The sequence below is a fragment of the Streptomyces macrosporus genome (genome assembly GCF_039533145.1).
GTDB classification, from domain to species: Bacteria; Actinomycetota; Actinomycetes; order Streptomycetales; family Streptomycetaceae; genus Streptomyces; species Streptomyces macrosporus.
On record NZ_BAAASZ010000034.1, the window covers coordinates 1 to 24328 of the forward strand.

Genomic DNA, 24328 nt, shown 5'->3' on the forward strand with positions numbered 1-24328 from the left:
GGCGACGACGACGTGGTGGACGCCGAGATCGTCGACGACGACAAGTCGAACAAGGGTGATGCAGCGTGACGGAGGAGACCCCGGGTTTCGAGCAGGAACCCGACGTCCCCACCGACCCGGCCGCCCGCCCCCAGGGGCAGCACGACCCGAGCGGTCAGGGCGAGCAGCAGCCCGCCGACGCCGCGGCGCAGCCCTCCGGACCCGCCGAGGAGGCGGGTCCGGAGGACCAGCCCGGTGACGGCGGCGCGGTGGCGGCCCTGACGGCCCAGCTCGACCAGGCCCGCAGCGCCCTCAACGAGCGCACCCAGGACCTCCAGCGGCTCCAGGCGGAGTTCTCCAACTACCGCCGTCGGGTCGAACGGGACCGGGTGGCGGTCAAGGAGGTCGCGGTCGCCAACGTGCTGACCGAGTTGCTGCCGGTGCTCGACGACATCGGCCGCGCCCGGGACCACGGCGAACTGGTCGGCGGCTTCAAGTCGGTGGCCGAGTCGCTGGAGATGGTGGTGGCGAAGATGGGCCTGCAGCAGTTCGGCAAGGAGGGCGAGCCCTTCGACCCGACGGTGCACGAGGCCCTGATGCACTCGTATTCTCCGGATGTCACCGAGACGACGTGCGTGCAGATCCTCCAGCCCGGGTATCGCATCGGCGAACGCACCATCCGCCCGGCGCGGGTGGGCGTCGCCGAGCCGCAGCCGGGCGCACAGCCGTCGTCCCAGTCGTCGGCGGCGCCGGTCGAGTCACAGCAGGCGGAAGCGGCACCTGATGAGGAGAGCGGTGGCCCCGAGCAGGGCTGACGCGAGGAGAGACCGAGAGGAGGGACGCCGGGGATGAGTACCAAGGACTTCGTGGAGAAGGACTACTACAAGGTCCTCGGCGTCCCGAAGGACGCCACCGAGGCGGAGATCAAGAAGGCGTACCGGAAGCTCGCCCGCGAGTACCACCCGGACGCCAACAAGGGCGACCGCCAGGCGGAGGAGCGCTTCAAGGAGATCTCCGAGGCGCACGACGTCCTGGGCGACCCCAAGCGTCGCAAGGAGTACGACGAGGCACGCGCGCTCTTCGGCGCCGGTGGGTTCCGCACCGGCCCGGGAGCGGCCGGCGGCTTCAACTTCGACCTGGGCGACCTCTTCGGGGGCGCCCCGGGCGGCGCCGGGGCCGGCGGCTTCGGCGGCGGCCTGGGGGACGTCTTCGGCGGTCTGTTCGGGCGGGGCGGCGCCGGAACGCGCACGCAGCCGCGCCGCGGCCAGGACATCGAGTCCGAGGTGACGCTCAGCTTCACCGAGGCGGTGGACGGGGCCACGGTGCCGTTGCGGATGTCCAGCTCCGCGGCGTGCAAGGCCTGTTCGGGCACCGGCGACAGGAACGGCACCCCCCGGGTGTGCCCGACCTGCGTCGGCACCGGGCAGGTCAGCCGCGGCGGCGGGGGCGGCTTCTCGCTCACCGACCCGTGCATGGACTGCAAGGGCCGCGGGCTGATCGCCGAGAACCCGTGCGAGGTCTGCAAGGGCAGCGGCCGGGCGACCAGCTCGCGCACGATGCAGGTCCGCATCCCCGCCGGGGTCTCGGACGGCCAGCGGATCAGGCTGCGGGGCAAGGGAGCGCCGGGCGAGCGCGGCGGACCGAACGGAGACCTCTACGTCGTGGTGCACGTCGAACCGCACCCGGTGTTCGGCCGCAAGGGCGACAACCTGACGGTCACCGTGCCCGTCACCTTCCCGGAGGCGGCGCTCGGCGGCGAGATCAAGGTGCCCACCCTGGGCGGCCCGCCGGTCACCCTGCGGCTGCCGCCCGGTACGCCGAGCGGCCGGACCATGCGCGCCCGCGGCAAGGGAGCGGTGCGCAAGGATGGAACTCGGGGCGACCTGTTGGTCACCATAGAAGTGACGGTTCCGAAGGACCTGAGCGACAAGGCACGGGACCTGCTGGAGTCCTACCGTGACGCGACCGCGGGCGAGGACCCGCGGGCGGCGCTGTTCAAGGCCGCGAAGGGAGACTGACGAAAGATGGACGGGCACGGCCGCGGACGACAGGGTCAGGGACGGGCACGCAACAACCCTTACGAGCTGACGGACGACTCGCCGGTCTACGTCATCTCGGTCGCGGCCCAGCTCTCCGGGCTCCACCCGCAGACGCTGCGCCAGTACGACCGTCTCGGGCTCGTCTCCCCCGACCGCACCGCCGGGCGCGGTCGGCGCTACTCGGCCCGCGACATCCAGCTGCTGCGGCAGGTGCAGCGGCTGTCGCAGGACGAGGGCATCAACCTCGCGGGCATCAAGCGCATCATCGAACTGGAGAACCAGGTCGCCGCCCTCCAGGCCCAGGTGGCCGAGCTCCAGCAGGCCCTGGAGGGCGCGGCACTGGCCATGCGCCAGCGCGAGGCGCAGGTGCACGCGTCCTACCGCCGCGACCTGGTCCCCTACCAGGACGTGCAGCAGTCCAGCGCGCTGGTGGTCTGGCGCCCCCAGCGGGCCGTGGACTGACCGGAGGCCGTCGGAGCGGCACGACCGCCGGCCCGTCCGGGTCGGGTCGTCCGGCGGCGGCCGTCCGAATCGCCCGGACGGCCGCCTCCCGGTCACCCGACCGGCGGTGTGCGGATGGCCATATGGCCCAATCGGGGCGCAGCGTGAAGGCATGGACAAGATACGCGCCGTCATCGCCGCAGTCGTCACCGTCGCCACCTCCGCCGCGCTCCTGGGAGCCGCGCCCCTCACCCCGCCCGCGCCCGCCCCCACGGCGGAGCGCACGGCCGGCACGGTGCAGGCGCCCTGGCCCCACGGCACCGTCAGGACCGTCGGAAAGCTCGTGGGGACCTACGCGGACGGGCAGCTGCTCACCTGCTCCGGAGCCGTCGTGGACGCCCCCAACGGAAGCGTCGTCGTCACCGCCGCGCACTGTGTCCACAACCCCGGCGAGCCCCGCTGGGAAGAAGCCTGGTTCGTCCCCGGATACGACCACCACGGCACCGCGAACGTCGCGCGGGTCGGCTGGCGGGTGACGTCCGCGCACGTCGAGTCCGCCTGGAAGCGCGGTCGTCTCCCCGAGGCCCTGCCGTACGACTACGCGTTCCTGACCGTCGAGGAGAAGAACGGCCGGACGATCGAGGAGCAGGTGGGGGGCAACCGGATCGACTTCGAGCCCGTCGACCCCGCCAAGCGGACCGTCGCCCTCGGCTACCCGGCCGCGGCGCCGTACGACGGCGAGGCGCTCGGCCACTGCGCGGGCACGCCCACCCTGCTGACCGACCGGGACACCCAGAAGCCCAACGTGGGCGGGCTGCTGCTGGAGTCCTGCGACCTCACCCAGGGGTCCAGCGGCGGTCCGTGGCTCCAGGACTACGACGCGAAGAGCCAGTCCGGGACGATCGTGGCCGTGATGTCCGTCGGTGACGACCGGGGCCGGGTGCTCGGCCGTCCCCTCCCCGAGGAGGCGCGGAAGCTGCTCCAGGCCGCGGGCGGGACCGCCGTCCGCTGAGGCCCCGCCCCCGGGCCCGCGCGCCCGTCGGGCCGCTCGCGCAGCCGCACCGCCGGTGTCGAACGCCGGCGGTGCGGTGGTGTGTCGGGGGCGTGTGCGGTGGTGTGTCGGGGCGGAGCCCGCCGTACGGGTCAGACGGTGCCCATCGCCCGGTCCACGGCGATCTCGATCAGCACCCGCTCCGGGTTGGGGCGCGGGGTGCGCTGGTAGCGCTCGGCGTACCGGGCGACCGCGTCGGCGATCGCGTCGGGGTCGGTGCGCACGGTCGCGGTGCCCTCCAGGGTGGCCCAGCGTCCCCGGTCCACCTGACAGACGGCGACCCGGGCGCCCTCCGGGCGCTCGGACGCGGCCAGGACGTTGGCGACCTTGGCGCTGCCGCGCCGGGTGATGACCCGGGCCAGGCCCGCCTCGGGGTCGTAGGTGACGCCGACCGGGACCACGTGGGGCGTCCCGTCGGGCCGCAGGGTGGTCAGGGTGCACAGGTGGCGTTCGCGCCAGAAGGCGAGGTAGGCGTCCTCCGGGTGTCGGGGGTCCCGCCGTGATTCGGTGGCCATGATCCGGAAACTATCCCGTTTTCCCCTCCCACCCGCGCCTTGAGTGGAATAGACTCAACTTACTGCATGCTCTTGAGTGCAGAGTTGGCGACAGCAGGAGGAGGAGCACGCACCCGTGGACGCCGAGCTGACGAACAGGAGCCGGGACGCGATCAGCGCGGCCGACAACCGCGCCCTCACCGGGGGCCACCCGGACATCACCCCGGCGCATCTGCTGCTGGCCCTTCTGGAGGGCCGGGACAACGAGAACATCCAGGACCTGCTCGCGGCCGTCGACGCCGACCAGGCCGCCCTGCGGTCCGGCGCCGAACGCCTGCTGGCCGCACTGCCCAGCGTGCAGGGCTCCACCGTGGCCCGGCCGCAGCCCGACCGCGAGCTGCTGTCGGTCATCGCCGACGCCACCCAGCGCGCCAAGGAACTGGGCGACGCCTACGTCTCCACCGAGCACCTGCTCATCGGCCTGGCCGCCAAGGGCGGACAGGCCGCCACGCTCCTGGAGCGGCAGGGCGCCACCGCCGCCAGGCTGCTCGACGCCTTCGAGCGCGGCCGCGGCGGGCAGCGCGTCACCACGCCCGACCCCGAGGGCACCTACAAGGCCCTGGAGAAGTTCGGCACCGACCTCACCGCCGCCGCGCGCGAGGGCCGGCTCGACCCCGTCATCGGCCGCGACCAGGAGATCCGCCGCGTGGTGCAGGTCCTCTCGCGGCGCACCAAGAACAACCCGGTGCTCATCGGCGAGCCCGGCGTCGGCAAGACCGCCGTCGTGGAGGGCCTGGCGCAGCGCATCGTCAAGGGCGACGTCCCCGAGTCGTTGAAGAACAAGCGCCTGGTCGCCCTCGACCTGGGCGCGATGGTCGCCGGCGCGAAGTACCGCGGCGAGTTCGAGGAGCGGCTCAAGGCCGTCCTGGCGGAGATCAAGTCCAGCGAGGGGCGGATCATCACCTTCATCGACGAGCTGCACACGGTCGTCGGCGCGGGCGCCGGCGGCGACTCGGCGATGGACGCGGGCAACATGCTCAAGCCGATGCTGGCCCGCGGCGAGCTGCGCATGGTCGGCGCCACCACGCTGGACGAGTACCGCGAGCGGATCGAGAAGGACCCGGCCCTGGAGCGCCGCTTCCAGCAGGTGCTGGTCGCCGAGCCCACCGTCGAGGACACCGTCGCGATCCTGCGCGGTCTCAAGGGGCGCTACGAGGCGCACCACAAGGTGCAGATCTCCGACGGCGCGCTGGTGGCCGCCGCCGCCCTCTCCGACCGCTACATCACCTCCCGCTTCCTGCCGGACAAGGCCATCGACCTGGTGGACGAGGCCGCCTCCCGGCTGCGGATGGAGATCGACTCCTCGCCCGTGGAGATCGACGAGCTCCAGCGCGCCGTGGACCGGCTGAAGATGGAGGAGCTGGCCCTGGCCAACGAGAGCGACGCCGCCTCCCGCGAGCGGCTGGAGCGGCTGCGCCGGGAGCTGGCCGACCGCGAGGAGGAGCTGCGCGGCCTCACCGCCCGCTGGGAGAAGGAGAAGCGGGGCCTCAACCGCGTCGGCGAGCTGAAGGAGAAGCTCGACGAGCTGCACGGCCAGGCCGAGCGCGCCCAGCGCGACGGCGACTTCGAGACCGCCTCGAAGCTGCTGTACGGCGAGATCCCGGCCCTGGAGCGCGAGCTGGAGGAGGCGTCCGTCGCCGAGCAGGAGGCCAGCGGCAAGGACACCATGGTCAAGGAGGAGGTCGGCTCGGACGACATCGCCGACGTCGTCGCCTCCTGGACCGGCATCCCCGCCGGGCGGCTGCTGGAGGGCGAGACGAGGAAGCTGCTGCGGATGGAGGAGGAGCTGGGCAAGCGGCTGATCGGCCAGACCGAGGCCGTCCGCGCCGTCTCCGACGCCGTCCGCCGCTCCCGCGCGGGCGTCTCCGACCCCGACCGGCCGACGGGATCGTTCCTGTTCCTCGGCCCCACCGGCGTCGGAAAGACGGAGCTGGCCAAGGCGCTCGCCGACTTCCTCTTCGACGACGAGCGGGCCATGGTCCGCATCGACATGAGCGAGTACGGCGAGAAGCACTCGGTCGCCCGACTGGTCGGCGCGCCCCCCGGCTACGTCGGCTACGAGGAGGGCGGCCAGCTCACCGAGGCGGTGCGGCGACGCCCGTACAGCGTGGTGCTGCTGGACGAGGTGGAGAAGGCCCACCACGAGGTCTTCGACATCCTGCTCCAGGTGCTCGACGACGGGCGGCTGACCGACGGCCAGGGCCGGACGGTGGACTTCCGCAACACCATCCTCATCCTGACCTCCAACCTCGGCAGCCAGTTCCTGATGGACCCCCTCGCCAAGGAGGAGGAGAAGCGGGAGAAGGTCATGGCGACCGTCCGCTCCGCCTTCCGCCCGGAGTTCCTCAACCGGCTGGACGACCTGGTGATCTTCTCCGCGCTCAGCGGCGAGGAGCTGCGCCGCATCGCCCGGCTCCAGATCGACGCCCTCGCCCGACGCCTGGCCGACCGGCGGCTCACCCTCGACGTCTCCGAGGCCGCGCTGGACTGGCTGGCGGTGGAGGGCAACGACCCGGCCTACGGCGCCCGGCCGCTGCGCCGCCTGGTCCAGACGGCGATCGGCGACCAGCTCGCCCGGGAGATCCTGGCGGGCGAGGTCCGCGACGGCGACACCGTCCGCGTCGACGTGGACCTGGAGAAGGAGGGCCTGGCCATCGGCGCGGTGCGCTGACGGCGCGGCGCCGCCGCACGCGCCCGGGGCCACGGGGGCGGTCCGCCCCCGTGGCCCCTTCGCGTCTCCGCACCCTCCCCGCATCGGACGATCCCGCCAGTCCGATGGACGAGGCCGGAAGGCCGGGCTTGCCATCACCGGGCCGGGGTAGGGGAGGATGACAGGAATCGTATGAAGGGAAATCCACGGTGAGCATCGACCCGTCCTCGATTCCGAACTTCGGGGGCCAAGAGCCCGAGAAGCAGCCGACGGGGCCTGCCGGTCCCATCGTCCCCGACCAGGACCTGGTCAAGCAGCTCCTCGACCAGATGGAGCTGAAGTACGTCGTCGACGACGAGGGTGACCTCGCGGCGCCGTGGGAGGAGTTCCGCACCTACTTCATGTTCCGGGGGGAGAACGAGCAGCAGATCTTCTCCGTCCGGACGTTCTACGACCGCCCGCACTCCATCGAGGACAAGCCCCGTCTGCTGGAGCTGATCGACGACTGGAACCGCCGCACGCTCTGGCCGAAGGTCTACAGCCACACGCACGACGACGGCACGGTCCGCCTGATCGGCGAGGCCCAGATGCTGATCGGCATCGGCGTCTCGCTGGAGCACTTCGTGTCCAGCACGGTGAGCTGGGTGCGCGCGTCGGTCGAGTTCGACCGGTGGCTCGTGGAGCAGCTCGGCCTGGCCAAGGACGTGGAGTCCGGCGACGACGACGAGGACTGACCCGGCCCCCCACGGGGTTCCGAGGCTTCCACACGGCCCCGGACGCGCTGCCCGTGCGTCCGGGGCCCCGTCGTGTCCGGAGGTGTCCGGAGGGCCCCGCTCACCTCCGCCCGCTCACCTTCGCCCGCTCACGGGCGGGCGGCCGGGCGCCGCAGCCGGGACACCGCCTCGCGCAGGACGTCCTCGCGCTTGCAGAACGCGAAGCGGACCTGGGTGCGGCCGGCGTCCGGGTCGTCGTAGAAGACCGCGTTGGGGACGGCGACCACGCCGCACCGCTCCGGCAGGCTCCGGCAGAAGGCGAGGCCGTCCTTCTCGCCGAGCGGGGCGATGTCGGTGGTGACGAAGTACGTGCCCTGCGGCCGGAAGACCTCGAAGCCCGCCTCGGCGAGCCCGTCGGCGAGGAGGTCGCGCTTGGCGCGCAGGTCCTCGCGGAAGGCGGTGAAGTACGCGTCCGGCAGGCGCAGCGCCTCGGCGACGGCGTACTGGAACGGGCCCGCGCTCACGTAGGTGAGGTACTGCTTCGCCGTCCGCACGGCCGTGACCAGGGGGGCGGAGGCCGTGACCCAGCCGACCTTCCAGCCCGTGAAGGAGAAGGTCTTCCCGGCGGAGGAGATGGAGACCGTGCGGTCGCGCATGCCGGGCAGGGAGATCAGCGGCACGTGCTCGCCGTCGAAGACCAGGTGCTCGTAGACCTCGTCGGTCACCACCAGCAGGTCGCGCTCCACCGCCAGTTCGGCGATCGCGGCCAGCTCCTCGCGGGTGAGGACCGTGCCGGTCGGATTGTGCGGGGAGTTCAGCAGGAGCAGCCGGGTGCGGGGCGTGATCGCGTCCCGCAGGGCGTCGAGGTCGGGGCGGAAGTCGGGCGCGCGGAGGGTGAGGGGGACGCGCACGGCGCCGGCCATGGCGACGCAGGCGGCGTAGGAGTCGTAGTACGGCTCGAACGCGATCACCTCGTCGCCCGGCTCCAGGAGGGCCAGCAGCGTGGCGGCGATGGCCTCGGTGGCGCCGGCGGTGACCAGGACCTCGGTGTCGGGGTCGAAGGTCAGGCCGTGGAAGCGCCGCTGGTGGTCGGCGATCGCGGCGCGCAGTTCGGGGACGCCGGGGCCGGGCGGGTACTGGTTGCCGCGGCCGTCGCGCAGGGCGCGGACGGCGGCCTCCCGCACCTCCTCCGGGCCGTCGGTGTCGGGGAAGCCCTGGCCCAGGTTGATCGCCCCCGTGCGGACGGCCAGCGCCGACATCTCGGCGAAGACCGTCGTGCCGAATGCGGCCAGGCGGCGGTTGAGCAGTGGTCGTCCGGAGGCGGTCATGCCGGACATCCTCCGCCGAACCTCCGGTCTTCCTCAACCCCGCCGCGCCCGGACGGCCGGCGCGCCGACCGGCGGCCGCCGCGGGCGTTCCCGGCGAACCTCTGGACTTCCTCAACTCCGTTTCCCGCAGGTCGGCGCCGGGGCATCGTGTCCGCAAGCCCCGCACGGGGGACGTGCGGAAGGAAGGGGGGCACCGTGGAGATGGTGATTCTGTGCCTGGTCGTCGGAGTGGGCGCCCTGGCCGCGGTGGGAGGCAGGCGGAAGCGGCGGCGTCGCCGCGGCGGCGGTGGCGGTGCGTCCGACAGCGGCTCCGTCGGCACGTGGTGGGGAGGCGACGACGGCGGTGGTTCGTCCCACGGCTGCGGCGGCGGGGGCGGTGGCTGTGGTGGCGGAGGTGGCGGCTGCGGCGGAAGCTGACGGTCGTTCCGGACGCCCTCGGTCCGTTCCTCTGGAGTTCCTCAACTCCGCTTTGCCGCGGCCGACCGCGGGGCATCGTGTCCCCAGGTCCCACCCGGGGGACGTGTGGACAAGGGGGGCGTCATGAGGATCTTCCTGCTCGGTCTCGCGCTGGTGCTCGTGGCCGGCGGGCTCGCGCTCGCGCGGCGCGGCCGCCGCCGCGTGGCCGCCGGCGGTTCTTCCGACACCTGGTGGCTCCGGTCCGGTGCGTCGGGGAGGAACGGCTCGACGCACCGCGGCGGTTGTGGCGGTGGCGGTGGCGGTTGTGGTGGTGGCGGCTGCGGCGGCGGTTGCGGCGGTGGCTGATGTTCGTTCACCCGTACGGCGGTTGCGGAACGGCGGGGAGAACATCTGACCTGGCAGACCCCCGCTGGTATGGAAAACCGACGAAACTGTGTGAAAAGTCTGTGGGAGTCGCGCGTTCCGTGATTCGGTGACTGCTGTAGCCCCGGACTGAACGTGGGCACGGACCGGCGGACAGATGCCCCCTCGGGCTCCTTCCGGGCCTCCGCGGGGGGCGGGCCGGCCCACTCTCACTGCGTGCTTGCGGAGCCGTTCCATGCTCACCACCCTCAAGACCCCGTACACCGACACCCGCGCCGGTGACCTCGCCTGGGCGCTCGGCCGCGAGCCCCTGCCCGCGCTGGCGAAGCTGGACCTCGAACTGTCCGGCGCCCGCGTGCAGTTGAGGCTGCTCGGCGCCTCCCACCAAGTGCTGCTCCAAGAGGCGGACGGCACCTCCTGCTCGGAGACCGTGGCCTGCATACCCGGGAGCAGGACACCGTTGCCGCTGGGCGTGTCCAAGCGGATCGACGACTGGGAGTACGCGTTCGCGGCGCGTGTCGAGAAGCTCTCCGGCGGCTCCTTCGCGGGGCGCGCGCAGGAACTCCTCGCGCTCGTCGCGGACCACCCGCACGGTCTGGCCGGCACCTTCCCCGGCAGTCCCCACGCCTTCACCGCCCTGCTGGCGCAGCGCCTCGGCGGCCAGGTGCACTGGCGGACCTGGCACGCCTACCCGCAGGAGAGCAGGCTCGTCGTGACGCACACCCGCGTGGGGATGCGGGTGCGGGAGCCGGAGCCGGTGGGCCTGTGAGTCCGGCGCGTGTCGGACGGACGGGACGCGGAGCCGATCGCGAGACGCCGGCGCGGTCATCTGTACGAGCCATTGCACCCTTGTGGGTGACAGGTTGCGCGTTTGGGGTCACGTAGCGTTCCCGACATGATCGAAACGCCCGCTTCCGCACCGGCGGGGTCGACCGAGCCCGCGCCGCGCCGCGCCCCGGTCCGGCTGCCCGTGCCGGCCGGGGTCGGCCGCTTCCTCGTCCTCACCGCGGTCTTCGTCTGCGCCGCCTGCGGGCTGGTCTACGAACTCGTCCTCGTCGCCATGGGCTCCTACCTGACCGGCGGCTCCGTCACCAACACCTCCGTCGTGCTGTCGGTGATGGTCTTCGCCATGGGCCTGGGGTCGCTGTTCGCCAAGCGGCTGCGCACCCGCGCGGCGGCCGGCTTCGGGGCGGTCGAGGCGCTGCTGGCGCTGGTCGGGGGCTGCTCGGCGATGGTGCTGTACGGGTACTTCGCCTGGTTCGGCGGGTCCCGGCTGCTGCTGATCGGCTTCTCGCTGGTCATCGGGGTGCTCATCGGCGCCGAGATGCCGCTGTTGATGACGCTCATCCAGCGGATCCGGAAGCAGGACCCGGGCGGGGCGGTCGCGGACCTGTTCGCCGCGGACTACGTGGGGGCCCTCGTCGGCGGGCTCGCCTTCCCCTTCCTGCTGCTGCCGCTGCTGGGCCAGCTCTCGGGAGCCCTGGTGGTCGGGGCGGTCAACGCCGCCGTGGGCTGCGCGATGGTGCTGGGGCTGTTCCGGCAGGACCTGTCCCGGCGCGCACGCCGCGTCCTGCTCGCGACCAACGCCCTGATCACCGCGCTGCTGATCGCCGGCACCACCGTCGTCGGTCCCTTCGAGAACGCCACGCGCCGGGCGGTGTACGACGGCGAGGTGCGGGCGGCGGTGACCACCGGCGCCCGGCGGATCGTGCTCGTCGAAGGCGGGCCCCACACCGACCGGGCCGGACGGCGGGGGATCGGCCTGTTCCTCGACGGCCGGCTGTGGGTGAGCTCCCTGGACGAGCGGCGCTACCACGAGGCGCTGGTCCACCCGGCGATGGCGGCGGGTCCGCGGGGCAGGGTGCTGGTCCTGGGCGACGGCGACGGGCTCGCGCTCCGCGAGGTGCTGCGCTACCCCGACGTCCACGCGGTGACCCTGGTGGAACCCGACTCCGGGATGGTGGAGTTGGCCCGCACCGACCCCCTCCTCGAAGACCTCAACCACCGGTCGTTCGACGACCCCCGGGTGCGGGTCGAGACCGACGACGTCTTCGACTGGCTGCGCGCCTGGCCGGGCTCCGGGCGCCCGCCGTACGACGTGGTCGTCGCCGACCTGCCCGGCCCCGCCTTCTCGGCGGACGCCCGGCCGTACTCCCAGGAGTTCTTCGGCCTGGCGGGCCGGTCCCTCGCCGAACGGGGACGTCTGGTGGTGCACGCCGGACCGCCCGAACTCCCGCGCGCGTACTGGACGGTGGAGGCCACGGTGCGGTCCGCGGGCCTGGGCACGACCCCCTACGCGGTGGACGGACGGCGCTTCGGCTTCCGGACCGGGCCCGGGTGCGTGCGGCTGTCGGAGTCCGAGCGGCCCGCCCACTGGGGGTTCGTCCTGGCGGCCCGCGGCACCGGCCCGCCCCTCGCCCTCGCCCCGGACGGCCCGCGCCCGCGCGCCGTCGACCGGGCGGACCTGCGCCGCGCCGCCGCGCGCGCGGAGGACGGCCGCGTCACCGGGCTGCCCGCCTCCACCCTGATGCACCCGCGCTACCAGGGGTGAGCCCCGGAGACGGGACGGCGGCGGGAGCGGCGGCGGGGGTCGCGATGGGGCGGTGGTGGGACGTGCGGCGTGCCGGTGTCCGCGGACCGGGCACTGGGCGGGGAGGTACTGGGTAGGCTCCGCGGCATGGAGCATGAGGTGTACGTTCCGTTCACTGTCGGGGCCGTACGGACGGCGCTCGCCGACCCCGAGCGCGTCGCGCGCTGTGTCCCGGGACTCCGGCCCGACGCGGCGGAGGCGGTGGCCGGGGACGGCGTGTCCCTGCGAGGGCGGCTGCGGGTGCGGATCGGCGGCTCCAGCATCACCTACCGCGGCGGCCTGCGCCTGACGCACGGCCTGACGCGCGCGGCACACGAGACGTCCGGGACCGACGGGTCGGACGGGCCGGCCGGGTCGGACGGTGGGAGCGGGGACGAGCGGTACACGGTCGACGGCGAGGGCACCGAGGCGCGGGGCGCCGGCGCGGTGGAGCTGACCCTGACGGTCGTGCCGCGCCCGACCGACGACGGCGAGGGCACGACGCTCGCCTGCACCGCCGAACTGCGCGGCACGGGTCGGATCACGGAGTTCGAGGAGAAGCAGCGGGAGGCCGCCGGCCGCCGGCTGCTGGACCGTTTCGGCGGTGAGCTGGCCGCGAGCCTGGCGGCCGACCCGGTCGCCCCGGTGGACGCCTCCGGCACGGTCGCCGCCTCCGGCGGCATCGGCGAACCCGACGACAACGAACCGGTGATCCCCGGCATCCCCGCGCCCGAGACCCCCGACGCGGCGGACGCCCGGGAGCGGGACGCCGCCCGCGCCGAGAACACCGGGGAGGAGGACACCGGGGAGGCCGGAGAGCCGGAGGCGCCGGAGGCTCCGCGGGAGGCGCCGGTCGAGGGGATCTTCGAGGTCGAGATCCCGCCGTCGTCGCTCGATCCGACGAGCGACGACGCGTTCGCCGACGACCTCGCCGACGAGGGGTTCGGCGACGACCTCGACGGGATCGACGATCTCGACGACCTCGGCGGGGAGGTGTCGCCCGTCACCGCCGAGGCGGCCCACGCCCGCCGGACGATGATCGGGCGCAGCGCCGAGGAGGTGGACCACGCCCCGCCGCGCGGCCGCTACGCCCCCGTCCCCCCGCCCGAGACCACCTCCCCCGCCCTGACCGCGCTGCGCTGGGCCGCCCCGGCGGCGGCGCTGGTGGTGGCCTCCGCGGTCGTCGTCGGACGCGTGCTCAGGCGACGCCGCTGACCCCGGCGGTTTAGGGTCGGGAACGTGACGGTGCATAAGACAGAGAGCGGAGTGCGTCTGCGGGCCGGCGACGCCGAGGTGACCGTCGAGCCGAAGCACGGCTGCCGGATCGCCTCGCTGCGCATCGGCGGTACGGAGGTGCTGCGGCAGGGCGAACGGTACGGCTCGTTCGTGATGGTGCCCTGGTGCGGCCGGACCCGGGGCGGACGGTTCCGCAACGGCGGCGAACTCCACCAACTGCCCGTGAACGCCGGAGAGCACGCCATCCACGGCCTCGTGCGCGGACGCCCCTGGCGCACGGCCTGTCGCGACGAACGGTCCGCGGCCTTCTACCACGACCTCACCGACCCCTGGCCCTGGCCGAGCCGGGTGACCCAGGTGGTGGAGCTGGCCGAGGACGGCAGCGGGCTCACCCTCACCCTGGGCGTGGAGACGATCGGGAACTCCTTCCCGGCCCAGGCGGGCTGGCACCCCTGGTTCCTGCGCAACCTCGGCCGGGGCGGGCAGGACGTCACCCTGGACTTCGCCCCCGCCTGGCAGGAGGAGCGCGGCGAGGACCACCTCCCCACCGGCCGCCGCGTCGAGCCGCGGCCCGGCCCCTGGGACGACTGCTTCGGCATGCCGGACGGAGTGGACGTGACGCTGACCTGGCCCGGCGAGCTGGAGTTGAAGGTCGCCAGCCGTGCCGAGTGGGTGGTGATCTACGACCAGCAGGACGAGGCCGTCTGCGTCGAACCGCAGACCGGCCCGCCCAACGGGCTCAACACCCACCCCCGCCTGGTCACGCCCATCGATCCGCTGGAGGTCACCACGGTCTGGACCTGGCGTTCCCTGGTCTGAGCGGCGCGAGGGGCCGGCTTAGGCTCGTCGGCATGAGCGACGCGCGCGAGAAGCTGCTTCGGCAGATCAAGGACAAGGCCGTGGTCCACGGCAGGGTGACCCTCTCCTCCGGCAAGGAGGCCGACTACTACGTCGACCTGCGCCGGGTCACCCTGGACGGGGAGGCCGCGCCGCTGGTCGGCCAGGTCATGCTCGACCTGACCGCCGACCTGGAGTACGACGCGGTGGGCGGCCTGACCCTCGGCGCCGACCCGGTGGCCGGCGCGATGCTCCACGCCGCCACCGCGCGCGGACGGAAGCTGGACGCCTTCGTCGTCCGCAAGCAGGGCAAGGCCCACGGCCTCCAGCGTCGGATCGAGGGCCCGGACGTGGCGGGCCGCCGCGTGCTGGCGGTCGAGGACACCTCCACCACGGGGGGCTCGGTGCTCACGGCGGTCGAGGCGCTGCGGGAGGCCGGGGCGGAGGTCGTGGGCGTGGCCGTGATCGTCGAGCGCGGCGCGGCCCCGGCGATCGAGAAGGCGGGCCTGCCGTACTACCAGGCGTACGGACTGGAGGACCTGGGCCTGGAGTGACCCGGTCCCGGCAACTCGGAGAGGGCCGGGAGGGTCACCGTTTCACGTGAAACGGTGACCCCGGGTGGTCCGGCCGGCGGTGCGGGGGCCGTCCCCGCGGGGAAGCCGCACGTGAGAACGGCGAATCACGCGGCGCCTTCCACCGCTCCCGGGGACGCAGGGGTGGATCGTTCGCCCCCGTCTGGGAGGATGGGGGCGACGATGACGTCGATCCGTTGACCCACGCCAGAGCCGAACACTTTTCGCACACCATCAAGGAGCGGACAGATGCCCATCGCAACCCCCGAGGTCTACAACGAGATGCTCGACCGGGCGAAGGCCGGCAAGTTCGCCTACCCCGCCATCAACGTGACCTCGTCGCAGACGCTCCACGCCGCGCTGCGCGGTTTCGCCGAGGCGGAGAGCGACGGCATCATCCAGATCTCCACGGGCGGCGCGGAGTTCCTGGGCGGCCAGTACAACAAGGACATGGTGACCGGCGCGGTCGCGCTGGCGGAGTTCGCGCACGTGGTCGCCGAGAAGTACCCGATCAACGTCGCCCTCCACACCGACCACTGCCCCAAGGACAAGCTGGACGGCTACGTCCGCCCGCTGCTGGAGATCTCCCGCAAGCGCGTGGAGGAGGGCCGCAACCCGCTCTTCCAGTCCCACATGTGGGACGGCTCGGCCGAGACCCTGGCCGACAACCTGGAGATCGCCCAGGAGCTGCTGGCCGCCGCGCAGGCCGCGAAGATCATCCTCGAGGTCGAGATCACCCCGACCGGCGGCGAGGAGGACGGCGTCAGCCACGAGATCAACGACGAGCTGTACACCACCGTCGAGGACGCGATCCGCACCGCCGAGGCGCTGGGCCTGGGCGAGAAGGGCCGCTACCTGCTGGCCGCCTCCTTCGGCAACGTCCACGGCGTCTACAAGCCGGGCAACGTCGTGCTCCGCCCCGAGCTGCTGAAGGACCTCCAGGAGGGCGTGGCCGCCAAGTTCGGCAAGCAGAACCCGTTCGACTTCGTCTTCCACGGCGGCTCCGGCTCCACCGAGCAGGAGATCGCCACCGCCCTGGACAACGGCGTGGTCAAGATGAACATCGACACCGACACCCAGTACGCGTTCTCCCGTCCGGTCGCGGACCACATGTTCCGCAACTACGACGGCGTGCTGAAGGTGGACGGCGAGGTCGGCAACAAGAAGACCTACGACCCGCGCAGCTGGGGCAAGCTCGCCGAGGCGGGCATGGCCGCGCGCGTCGTCACGGCCTGCGAGAACCTGCGCTCCACCGGCACCCGGCTGAAGTAACGGGGACCCGGCGCACGGCGCCGCGCCCCCGACGGCGGACGAGCCCGGCACCCGACGGTGTCGGGCTCGTCGCACATCGGCGGCGACCGTGCAGACTGGGGCCATGGCCATTCACGAGAACCTCCTCGGGGGACCGCCCCCGACCCACCTTCCCGACGACCCCGAGCCGCGCGAGCTGCTCGCCGCGGGCACCCCGCCCGCCGAGGTCGCCGCGGAGCACCCGACCTCCTCCCTGGCCTGGGCGCAGCTCGCGGACGACGCCTACGCCGCCGGGCGCATGGTGGAGTCCTACGCCTACGCCCGCACCGGCTACCACCGCGGCCTCGACGCCCTGCGCCGCAACGGCTGGAAGGGGCACGGCCCGATCCCGTTCGAGCACGAGCCGAACCGGGGCTTCCTGCGCGCCCTGCACGCCCTCGCCCGCGCCGCCAAGGCCATCGGCGAGCAGGACGAGTACGAGCGCTGCACCACCTTCCTGAAGGAGAGCTCGCCCACCGCGGCGGCCACGCTCTCCTGACGACCCCCTGGGCCTCGGCCGGTTCCGGGGGCCGCCGCGAAACGGCCCCCGACCGGCCCTTGCCGTCTCCGGTCCGCGCCCCGATGATCTGCGGGTAAGGCCCGGCGACCCCGGGCGAGCGCGCAAGGAGATCCACGCATGCCGTCACAACCGCCCGAGGCCGCCGCCGAATTCGGCCCGGAGGCCCCGAACCTCGACTTCGCGGGGACCACACCGTACGAGGACTACGTCAAGGCGGACGTCCTCACCCACCTCCAGCACCCGCTCTCCGACGACCCCGGGGAGATGGCGTTCCTGGTGACCACCCAGGTCATGGAGTTGTGGTTCACCGTCATCGTCCACGAGTGGCAGACCGCCGCCCGGGCGCTGCGCGAGGACGACCTGAGGACCGCGCTGGCCGCGCTGAAGCGCTCCACCTACGAGCTGACCTCGCTCAACGCGTCCTGGGAGCCACTGGCCCACCTCACCCCGGCGCAGTTCAACTCCTACCGCGGCGCCCTCGGCGAGGGCTCCGGCTTCCAGTCCGCGATGTACCGGCGGATGGAGTTCCTGCTCGGCGAGAAGTCCGCGTCCATGCTCGTCCCGCACCGCGGCGCCCCCCGCGCCCACGCCGAGCTGGAGAAGGCGCTCCACGAGCCGAGCCTGTACGACGAGGTGCTGCGCTACCTCGCCCGCCGCGGCGAGGCCGTCCCCGAGTCCGTCCTGACGCGGGACGTCTCCCAGCGGTACGAACCCGACCCGCGGGTGGAGGAGGTCTGGGCGCGGATCTACGCCGGCGACCCCGACGGCGACCTGGTGCGCCTGGGCGAGGCACTGACCGAGGTCGCCGAGCTGGTCTGGCGCTGGCGCAACGACCATCTGGTGGCCACCCGCCGGGCCATGGGCGCCAAGCAGGGCACCGGCGGCTCCGCGGGCGTGGCGTGGCTGGAGAAGCGCGCCCGCAAGAACGTCTTCCCCGAGCTGTGGACGGCCCGTAGCCATGTCTGACGCCCCCCGGACCCCCCGACCGCGCGAGGAGGCGGCCAAGCTGGACGCCGCCGACGAACTGAGCGGAAAGCGCGAGGACTTCGTCCTGGCCGACGAGAACGGCGAGCGCGTCGTCTACCTCGACGGGAACTCCCTGGGCGCACTGCCCCGGACCGTGCCCGCCCGCCTCGCCGAGGTGGTGGAGCACGAGTGGGGGCGGCTGCGCATCCGCTCCTGGACCGAGTCCGGCTGGTGGACCGCGCCCGAGCGGGTCGGCGACCGGATCGCCCCGATCGTCGGCGCCGCGCCGGGCCAGGTCGTGGTCGGCGACTCCACCAGCGTCAACGTGCTCAAGGCGGTGGTCGCCGCGATCCGGATGGCCCGGGAGGACAACCCGGCCCGCACCGACCTGCTGGTGGACGAGACGACCTTCCCCACCGACGGCTACATCGCCGCCTCCGCCGCCCGCCTGACCGGCGCGGCGATCCGCGCGCTGCCCGCCGACGGCATACCCGGCTCCGTCGGGCCGCGCACCGCCGCCGTCCTGGTCAACCACGTGGACTACCGCACCGGCGAACTCCACGACCTGCCCGGTATCACCGCCGCCGTCCACGAGGCCGGGGCCTACGCCGTGTGGGACCTGTGCCACAGCGCGGGCGCCCTCCCGGTCGGGCTCGACGAGCACGGAGTGGACCTCGCGGTCGGCTGCACGTACAAGTACCTCAACGGCGGCCCCGGCGCCCCCGCGTACCTCTACGTCCGCCGCGACCTCCAGCCGCGCTTCGACTCGCCGCTGCCCGGCTGGAACTCCCACGCCGACCCGTTCGGCATGAGCCCCGCGTACGAGCCCGCCGACGGCGCGGTGCGCGGCCGGGTCGGGACGCCGGACATCCTGTCCATGCTGGCGCTGGAGGAGGCGCTGACGGTCTGGGACGGCGTGGACATCGAGGCGGTGCGCGCCAAGAGCCTGGCGCTGACGGACTTCTTCCTGCGCTGTGTGGAGACCCATGTCCCCGCCGGGCGCGTGGAGTGCGTCACCCCGGTCGACCACGCCCGGCGCGGCAGCCAGATCGCGCTGCGCTGCCCGGACGCCGGCGAGGTGATGGAGGAGCTGATCCGGCGCGGGGTGGTGGGCGACTTCCGCCGCCCGGACGTGCTGCGCTTCGGCTTCACCCCGCTGTACACGTCCTTCGCCGACGTCGAGCACGCCGCCCGCGTCCTCGGCGAGGTGCTGGCGGAACGCGCCGCCTGACCATGGCGATCGTCGACGGGTCCGTCAACGAGGCGGAGGAGGCGGCGCTGCTGGGCCTGGCCCCGGTCGCGCCGTCCTCCTCCGAGCGGTACGGCCCCCACCCCTCGCAGGTGATCGACCTGTACGGCCCGCCCGGCGCCCCCCTGGCGGTCGTCCTGCACGGCGGCTTCTGGCGCGAGGCGTACGACCGGGTCCACCTCTCCCCGCTCGCCGCCGCCCTGGCGGACGGGCACGGGGTGCGGGTGGCGCTGGTGGAGTACCGGCGCGTCGGCGGGGACGGCGGATGGCCGCACACCTTCACCGACGTCGAGCGCGCCCTGGCGCACCTCGCCGGGCTCGGGGAGGTGCGGGCGCTGGTCGGCCACTCGGCGGGCGGCCACCTCGCGCTGTGGGCGGCGGCCCGCGGGCCGGTCACCGGGACGGTCGTCGCCGTCGCCCCGGTCGCGGACCTCGCCCGCGCCCACGAGCTGGGCCTGAGCGGGGGCGCGGTCGCCGAACTGCTGGGCGGGGCGGAGCACGTGGCCGCCCGGCTGCCCGAGGCCGACCCGATGCGGCTGCCGCCGCCGGACCCGGACGCGGTGGCCGTGACGCTGCTCCACGGCACCGAGGACGCGGACGTGCCGGTGGACCTCTCCCGCCGCTACGCCGCCGCCCGTGGCGCCCGGCTGGTCGAGCTGCCCGGCACCGGTCACTACGCGCCCGTCACCCCCGGTACGGCCGCCTTCGAACGGCTGGCGGCGGAGGCCGTGTCCGCCCGGCGGTCCCTCGCGTAGTACCCGAGGAGGACGCGGGAGGATGCGACCACGGACGGACGACCGGGACGTCCGCGGTCCCTAGGCTCGTCGCCGTGACCGAGACGACGACGAAGACGATCCCGCGGGCCGCCCCCGCCGCCGGGCCGCGCACCGAGCTGCGGATGGTCCGCGACACCCTGCGCGGTCTGCGCGAGGACCTGCTGACCGGGGCCTTCGCGTTCCGTCCGCTGCCGCCGCCGTCCGAGGACCACCGGCTGCTGCGCCGGCTGCCCGAGGCCGCGCGGGGCCGCGTCCGCCGGCTGCCGCACCTGGCCGTCGTCGGTCTGGCGCTGCTGCTGATGGCGGTGGAGATCGGCAAGTCCTACGACGGCGACGCGGCCTACGCCCGCGCGATGCTCCTCGGCGCGCCGCTCGTCCTGGTGCTCTTCCGGCCCGTGGGCGCCTTCTGGCTGTCGCTGGTCGGGGCCGTCCCGGCGGCGATGCTGTTCGGGCCCTTCCACGGCGCATGGCCCTTGACGGGACCCGGCCTCGTCTCGCACCTGGTGGTGATGTTGGTCGTCGCCGCCCGCACCCGTCCCCGGGCCTCGGCCTGGATGTGGGCGCTGACCGTCGTGGCCGGTTGGATCCTCCAGGTCGACGAACCCTGGGGGGAGTCGGACGTCGGCATCATGGCCTTCCTCTCCGGGATCGCCCTCGTCCTCCTGCTCTCCGTGCGCGGGTGGCGCGAGTCGCGGCAGCAGGTCGTCGAGCAGGTCGCGGTGGTGGAGGAGGAGCGTTCCCGCCGCACGCTCCTGGAGGAGCGCACCACCATCGCCCGCGAGCTGCACGACGTGGTCGCCCACCACATGTCCGTCGTCGCCATCCAGGCGGAGGCGGCCCCCTACCGGGTGGAGAACCCGCCCGAGGAGCTGGTGACGGCCCTGGCCGGCATCCGGGAGAACGCCGTCACCGCCCTGACCGAACTCCGCCGCGTCCTGGGCGTCGTCCGCGCCGACCTCCCCGCCGACCTGGACGAGTGGGGCCCGGAGGCTCCGCAGCCCACCCTCGCCGACCTGGACGACCTGGTGGCCAACGTGCGCCGCGCCGGGCTGGAGGTGGAGGCGGTCACCACCGGGAGCGCGCGGACGCTGCCGCAGGGCGTGGAGCTGTCCGCGTACCGCATCGTGCAGGAGGCGCTGAGCAACACCCTGCGCCACGCGCCCGGCGCGAGCGCCCGCGTCGAACTGAGCCACGTGCCGGTCGGGTTGGGACTGCGGATCGTCAACGGCCCGCCCACCGAGGGCGTGCGGAAGTCGGCGGGCGCCGGGCACGGCCTGCTGGGGATGCGGGAGCGGGTGGCGATGCTCGGCGGCGAGCTGACCGCGGAGGCGACGGACGACGGCGGTTTCGCGGTGGAGGCGTTCCTGCCGGTGGAGCCGGCGGCACCGGCACCGGCGGCGGACGGGGGGAGGACGTGCTGAACTCCCCGGCGGAAGGCCCCGGTACGCCCGTGCGGGTGCTGATCGCCGACGACCAGATGATGGTCCGCGAGGGCTTCTCCGTCCTGCTGAACGCCCAGCCGGACATCGAGGTCGTCGGGGAGGCGGTGGACGGGCGCGAGGCCGTGGCGAAGGTCGCCGAACTCGCCCCGGACGTCGTGCTGATGGACGTCCGGATGCCCCGGCTCAACGGTCTGGAGGCCACGCGCGAGATCCGCGCCTCCGGCGCCCCCGCCCGGGTGCTGATCCTGACCACCTACGACCTGGACGAGTACGTCTACCAGGCGCTGCGCGCGGGGGCGAGCGGCTTCCTCCTCAAGGACGCCTCCGCACGCCAACTCGCCGACGGCGTGCGGACGGTGGCGGGCGGCGACGCGCTGCTCGCGCCGACGGTCACCCGGCGGCTGATCGAGGAGTTCTCCCGGCTGGCCTCGGCCGGCGGGCGGAGCGCCCCGCTCGTGGAGCGCGTCGGGGACCTGACCGAACGGGAGACGCAGGTCCTGGCACTGGTCGCCCGGGGCCTGTCCAACAGCGAGATCGCCGACCGGCTCGTCGTCGCCGAGTCCACGGTGAAGACCCATGTCAGCCGCGTGCTGGTGAAGTTGGGGCTGCGCGACCGCACCCAGGCGGCCGTCTTCGCGTACGAGTCGGGGCTCGTCACGCCGGGCGGCTGAGCCGTCGCCCGCGGTCGCGGGAAGCCGGGGCAAAGCGGTGGAAGACGAGGGAACCGGTCACGGATCGGTTGCCGTCGTCAACAACGCACGCGCACACCTCTATTCTCGACGCACGAGGTGAACGGGGAGGAGCCGCGCGCGATGGAACCACTGGGGGACGGGGATCCGCGCTGGGTGGGCGCGTACCGACTGTTGGGCAGGCTGGGGGCCGGCGGCATGGGCCGGGTCTACCTGGCCCGCTCCGAACGCGGCCGCACGGTCGCGGTGAAGGTCGTTCAGGAGGAGCTGGCCCGGCAGCCCGCCTTCCGGGAGCGCTTCGCCAAGGAGGTCGCCGCCGCCCGGCGGGTCGGCGGCGAGTGGACGGCGCCGGTGCTCGACGCCGACACCGAGGCCGAGACGCCGTGGGTGGCCACCGGCTACATCGCCGGTCCGTCGCTCCAGGCGGTGGTGGACGACGACTACGGCCCGCTGCCGGAGCACTCGGTGTACGCGCTGGCCGCCGGGCTGGTCGAGGCGCTGCGGGCGATCCACGGCGCCGGGCTGGTCCACCGCGACCTGAAGCCGTCGAACGTGCTGGTCACCATCGACGGGCCGAAGGTGATCGACTTCGGCATCGCCCGCGCCCTGGACTCGGTCACCTCCGGCGGGCTGACGCAGACCGGCGCGGTCATCGGCTCGCCGGGCTTCATGTCGCCCGAGCAGGTGCGCGGCGAGCGCGTCGGCCCGGCCGGCGACGTCTTCTGCCTGGGCTCGGTGCTCGCCTACGCCGCGACCGGGCGGATGCCGTTCGGCACGGCCGACAGCGGCTTCCACGCGCTGCTGTTCCGCATCGCCGAGGAGGAACCCGACCTGAGCGGCATGTCCGGGCCGCTGCGCGAGCTGGTGGGGAGCTGTCTGGTCAAGGCCGCCGCCGCCCGGCCCTCGCTGGACGACCTCGCGGCCCGGGTCCGGGCGCACGCCCCCCAGGGCGGGACGTGGCTGCCCGGCGAGGTGCTGGCCCAGCTCGGCCGCCACGCCGTCCGGCTCCTCGACAGCGAGGACCCGGAGGCCACCTCGGCCGGCGCGTTCGCGCCCCCCGCCGCGGTGGGCACGGCCACGCCGCCGCCCGCGCCGGTGGGCGCCCCTCAGGGGTTCACCGGGATGGGCGTGCCGTCCACACCGCCCCCGCCCTCGTACCCGTCGCAGGTCCCGGTCACCGGCCCGATGAACGGCCCGATGAGCGGCCCCGTCGCGGGTCCGTACGGGGGGAACGGCCGGCCGTGGCACTCCACGCCCCCGCCCGGGGTCACCGCCCCCTACCAGGTCGGGGCCGGGACCCGGCCCGGGACCGCGCGGTCGGCGCGCGGGCTCTCCCTCGCGCTGTGCGCGGCGCTGAGCGCGATGCTGCTGTGCGCGCTGGTCCAGTTCTTCATCGACTACACCCTCTACGACGATCTGGAGGCGCTGACGGGGGACAGCCTCCACAGCCCCGACCTCGACTACGAGTCGCTGGTGATGACGACCGACCTGATGGCGGCCCTGACCGCGCTGTTCGGCCTCCCGACGATCGTGCTGTGGCTGGTGTGGTTCTGGCGGATCAGGATGAACGCCGAGGCGTTCGCCCCCGGGCAGATCCGGTACGCCTCGGGCTGGGCGATCGGCTCCTGGTTCGTGCCGGTGGTCTGGTTCTTCATGCCCAAGCAGATCATCAACGACATCTGCGACCACAGCGATCCCACCTCCTCCCGGGCCCGCTGGTACGGCCCCCGCCAGAGCAGCAACCGCGGCCTGCTCAACGGCTGGTGGACGCTGTGGCTGATCGGCCTGGTCGGCGGGTTCGTCAACTACGAGGTCTGGTACGACGCCGCCACCGTCGAGGACGCCGAGGGCACGGTGGCCCTCTCGATCCTGCTCGACCTCCTGGCGGTCCCCTCCACGATCCTGGCGATCCTGGTGGTGCTGCGCCTGACGGCCCTCCAGGAGGACCGCATCGCCTCGGGCCGCTGACCGGGCCGGGCGCCCCGGTCGCCGGGCGGGCTCGGCGCGGGGCGTCGCCCGAGGCGCGGGGCGTCACCCGAGGCGTACGCGGGCCCGCGCCGGACGGGGCCGCCGCCGGCGCAGGACCAGCAGACCGCAGGCCAGGCCCGCGAGCGCGATCCCGCCGACGGTCGGCCCCGGGGGGAGCCCGTCCGGCGGGGGCCGGTCCGCGGCTCGCGCCCCGGTGTGGACGAAGGACGTGGAGAGCGGTTCCCCGGTGCCGCAGACGGCGACCACGGGGTAGCTGTGGCCCACGGGCAGTCCCGGACGCAGGGTGGCGACGGCCCGTCTCTCCCCGTCCGGCCCGCCCTCGCCGGCGCGTTCGAGGCCGACGGTCCGCTCGAAGGCGGGCGAGGAGACGATCCCGCCGGAGCCGCCGTCCTCGCAGACGGCGCGCACGCCGACGGCGGGGGCGCCGTCGGCGTGGTGGGGGTCGAGGGTGAGTTCCGAGGCGGGGTCCGGGCCGGCCGGCGTACCGACCGCGGCGGCCGGTACGCCGGGTGTCAGGGCCAGGGCCGCGGCGGTCGCGACGGCGGCGACGGCGGGGAGCGGGCGACCGCGGCGGCACGGGAACCGCGCCGACCGCCGGGAGTGCGGAGTCTGCATGGAAGGGCGACCTCCTGCGACGTTCCGGTCCGACGTCCACGGC

The 24328-nt window shown here is 73.9% G+C and carries 23 protein-coding genes; 20 read left to right on the top strand and 3 right to left on the bottom strand.

Translation table 11 applies throughout. The features are described 5' to 3' along the window. Positions 1–65 precede the first annotated feature (65 nt). From grpE to ABD335_RS24195, 4 genes are all read left to right on the top strand, one after another. Positions 66–794, top strand: a complete 729-nt coding sequence (gene grpE, locus ABD335_RS24180; protein WP_344327189.1) for a nucleotide exchange factor GrpE — start codon at positions 66–68, stop codon at positions 792–794. Between the two features lie 33 nt (positions 795–827). Further along, a complete protein-coding gene (gene dnaJ / locus ABD335_RS24185) occupies positions 828–1997 on the top strand; it encodes a molecular chaperone DnaJ (protein WP_344327191.1) in 1170 nt (389 codons plus the stop codon). 6 nt (positions 1998–2003) lie between these two features. Further along, positions 2004–2480 (top strand): heat shock protein transcriptional repressor HspR, encoded by a 477-nt coding sequence (locus ABD335_RS24190; RefSeq protein ID WP_344327193.1) that lies wholly within the window; start codon positions 2004–2006, stop codon positions 2478–2480. A 151-nt stretch (positions 2481–2631) separates the two neighbouring features. Next, positions 2632–3471: a trypsin-like serine peptidase gene (locus ABD335_RS24195; RefSeq protein WP_344327195.1), complete on the top strand. Its 840-nt coding sequence runs from the start codon at positions 2632–2634 to the stop codon at positions 3469–3471. 131 nt (positions 3472–3602) lie between these two features. Here the strand turns inward: ABD335_RS24195 and ABD335_RS24200 are convergent, their stop codons facing one another. Beyond that, on the bottom strand, positions 3603–4025 hold the full coding sequence (locus ABD335_RS24200) for a pyridoxamine 5'-phosphate oxidase family protein (protein WP_344327198.1): 423 nt from the start codon (positions 4023–4025) through the stop codon (positions 3603–3605). A 115-nt stretch (positions 4026–4140) separates the two neighbouring features. Here ABD335_RS24200 and clpB point away from each other — a divergent pair, with 115 nt between their 5' ends. Both clpB and ABD335_RS24210 read left to right on the top strand, forming a co-directional pair. After that, positions 4141–6735 (top strand): ATP-dependent chaperone ClpB, encoded by a 2595-nt coding sequence (clpB, locus tag ABD335_RS24205; RefSeq protein WP_344327200.1) that lies wholly within the window; start codon positions 4141–4143, stop codon positions 6733–6735. A gap of 188 nt (positions 6736–6923) precedes the next feature. Further along, positions 6924–7448, top strand: coding sequence for a type III secretion system chaperone family protein (locus tag ABD335_RS24210; protein ID WP_344327202.1), 525 nt, complete (start codon positions 6924–6926; stop codon positions 7446–7448). Between the two features lie 128 nt (positions 7449–7576). Here the strand turns inward: ABD335_RS24210 and ABD335_RS24215 are convergent, their stop codons facing one another. Continuing rightward, entirely contained in the window at positions 7577–8764 is a 1188-nt protein-coding gene (locus ABD335_RS24215; protein WP_344327205.1) for a pyridoxal phosphate-dependent aminotransferase, read from the bottom strand. Positions 8765–9295: 531 nt separating this feature from the next. On the opposite strand from ABD335_RS24215, the gene ABD335_RS24220 reads away from it, so the two are divergent. From ABD335_RS24220 to ABD335_RS24285, 14 genes are all read left to right on the top strand, one after another. Then, entirely contained in the window at positions 9296–9517 is a 222-nt protein-coding gene (locus ABD335_RS24220; RefSeq protein ID WP_344327207.1) for a hypothetical protein, read from the top strand. A 253-nt stretch (positions 9518–9770) separates the two neighbouring features. Then, entirely contained in the window at positions 9771–10304 is a 534-nt protein-coding gene (locus ABD335_RS24225; protein WP_344327210.1) for a DUF2617 family protein, read from the top strand. 126 nt (positions 10305–10430) lie between these two features. Beyond that, complete coding sequence (locus ABD335_RS24230) at positions 10431–12086, top strand: polyamine aminopropyltransferase (RefSeq protein ID WP_344327212.1); 1656 nt, start codon at positions 10431–10433, stop codon at positions 12084–12086. A 126-nt stretch (positions 12087–12212) separates the two neighbouring features. Further along, positions 12213–13319 (top strand): SRPBCC family protein, encoded by a 1107-nt coding sequence (locus ABD335_RS24235; RefSeq protein ID WP_344327214.1) that lies wholly within the window; start codon positions 12213–12215, stop codon positions 13317–13319. Positions 13320–13349: 30 nt separating this feature from the next. Beyond that, the gene (locus tag ABD335_RS24240) at positions 13350–14159 is read left to right on the top strand and encodes an aldose epimerase family protein (protein ID WP_425583731.1); all 810 of its coding nucleotides are present in this window, start codon (positions 13350–13352) and stop codon (positions 14157–14159) included. Between the two features lie 32 nt (positions 14160–14191). Further along, the gene (pyrE, locus tag ABD335_RS24245) at positions 14192–14731 is read left to right on the top strand and encodes an orotate phosphoribosyltransferase (RefSeq protein WP_344327218.1); all 540 of its coding nucleotides are present in this window, start codon (positions 14192–14194) and stop codon (positions 14729–14731) included. Positions 14732–14998: 267 nt separating this feature from the next. Then, positions 14999–16021 (top strand): class II fructose-bisphosphate aldolase, encoded by a 1023-nt coding sequence (fbaA, locus tag ABD335_RS24250; RefSeq protein WP_344327220.1) that lies wholly within the window; start codon positions 14999–15001, stop codon positions 16019–16021. 103 nt (positions 16022–16124) lie between these two features. Continuing rightward, entirely contained in the window at positions 16125–16538 is a 414-nt protein-coding gene (locus ABD335_RS24255; RefSeq protein ID WP_344327223.1) for a DUF3151 domain-containing protein, read from the top strand. Between the two features lie 138 nt (positions 16539–16676). Further along, entirely contained in the window at positions 16677–17525 is an 849-nt protein-coding gene (locus tag ABD335_RS24260) for a tryptophan 2,3-dioxygenase family protein (RefSeq protein WP_344327225.1), read from the top strand. After that, on the top strand, positions 17518–18756 hold the full coding sequence (gene kynU / locus ABD335_RS24265; protein ID WP_344327227.1) for a kynureninase: 1239 nt from the start codon (positions 17518–17520) through the stop codon (positions 18754–18756). Before ABD335_RS24260 ends, kynU begins: the two co-directional genes overlap by 8 nt. Positions 18757–18758: 2 nt before the next feature. After that, positions 18759–19529, top strand: coding sequence for an alpha/beta hydrolase family protein (locus tag ABD335_RS24270; protein ID WP_344327229.1), 771 nt, complete (start codon positions 18759–18761; stop codon positions 19527–19529). A gap of 74 nt (positions 19530–19603) precedes the next feature. Continuing rightward, positions 19604–20971 (top strand): sensor histidine kinase, encoded by a 1368-nt coding sequence (locus ABD335_RS24275; RefSeq protein ID WP_344327231.1) that lies wholly within the window; start codon positions 19604–19606, stop codon positions 20969–20971. Positions 20972–21027: 56 nt separating this feature from the next. Continuing rightward, on the top strand, positions 21028–21663 hold the full coding sequence (locus ABD335_RS24280; RefSeq protein WP_425583732.1) for a response regulator: 636 nt from the start codon (positions 21028–21030) through the stop codon (positions 21661–21663). A gap of 141 nt (positions 21664–21804) precedes the next feature. Then, positions 21805–23649, top strand: a complete 1845-nt coding sequence (locus tag ABD335_RS24285) for a protein kinase domain-containing protein (protein WP_344327236.1) — start codon at positions 21805–21807, stop codon at positions 23647–23649. 63 nt (positions 23650–23712) lie between these two features. Here ABD335_RS24285 and ABD335_RS24290 read toward each other — a convergent pair whose 3' ends face one another. Then, positions 23713–24285, bottom strand: a complete 573-nt coding sequence (locus ABD335_RS24290) for a hypothetical protein (RefSeq protein WP_344327238.1) — start codon at positions 24283–24285, stop codon at positions 23713–23715. Positions 24286–24328: the final 43 nt, after the last annotated feature.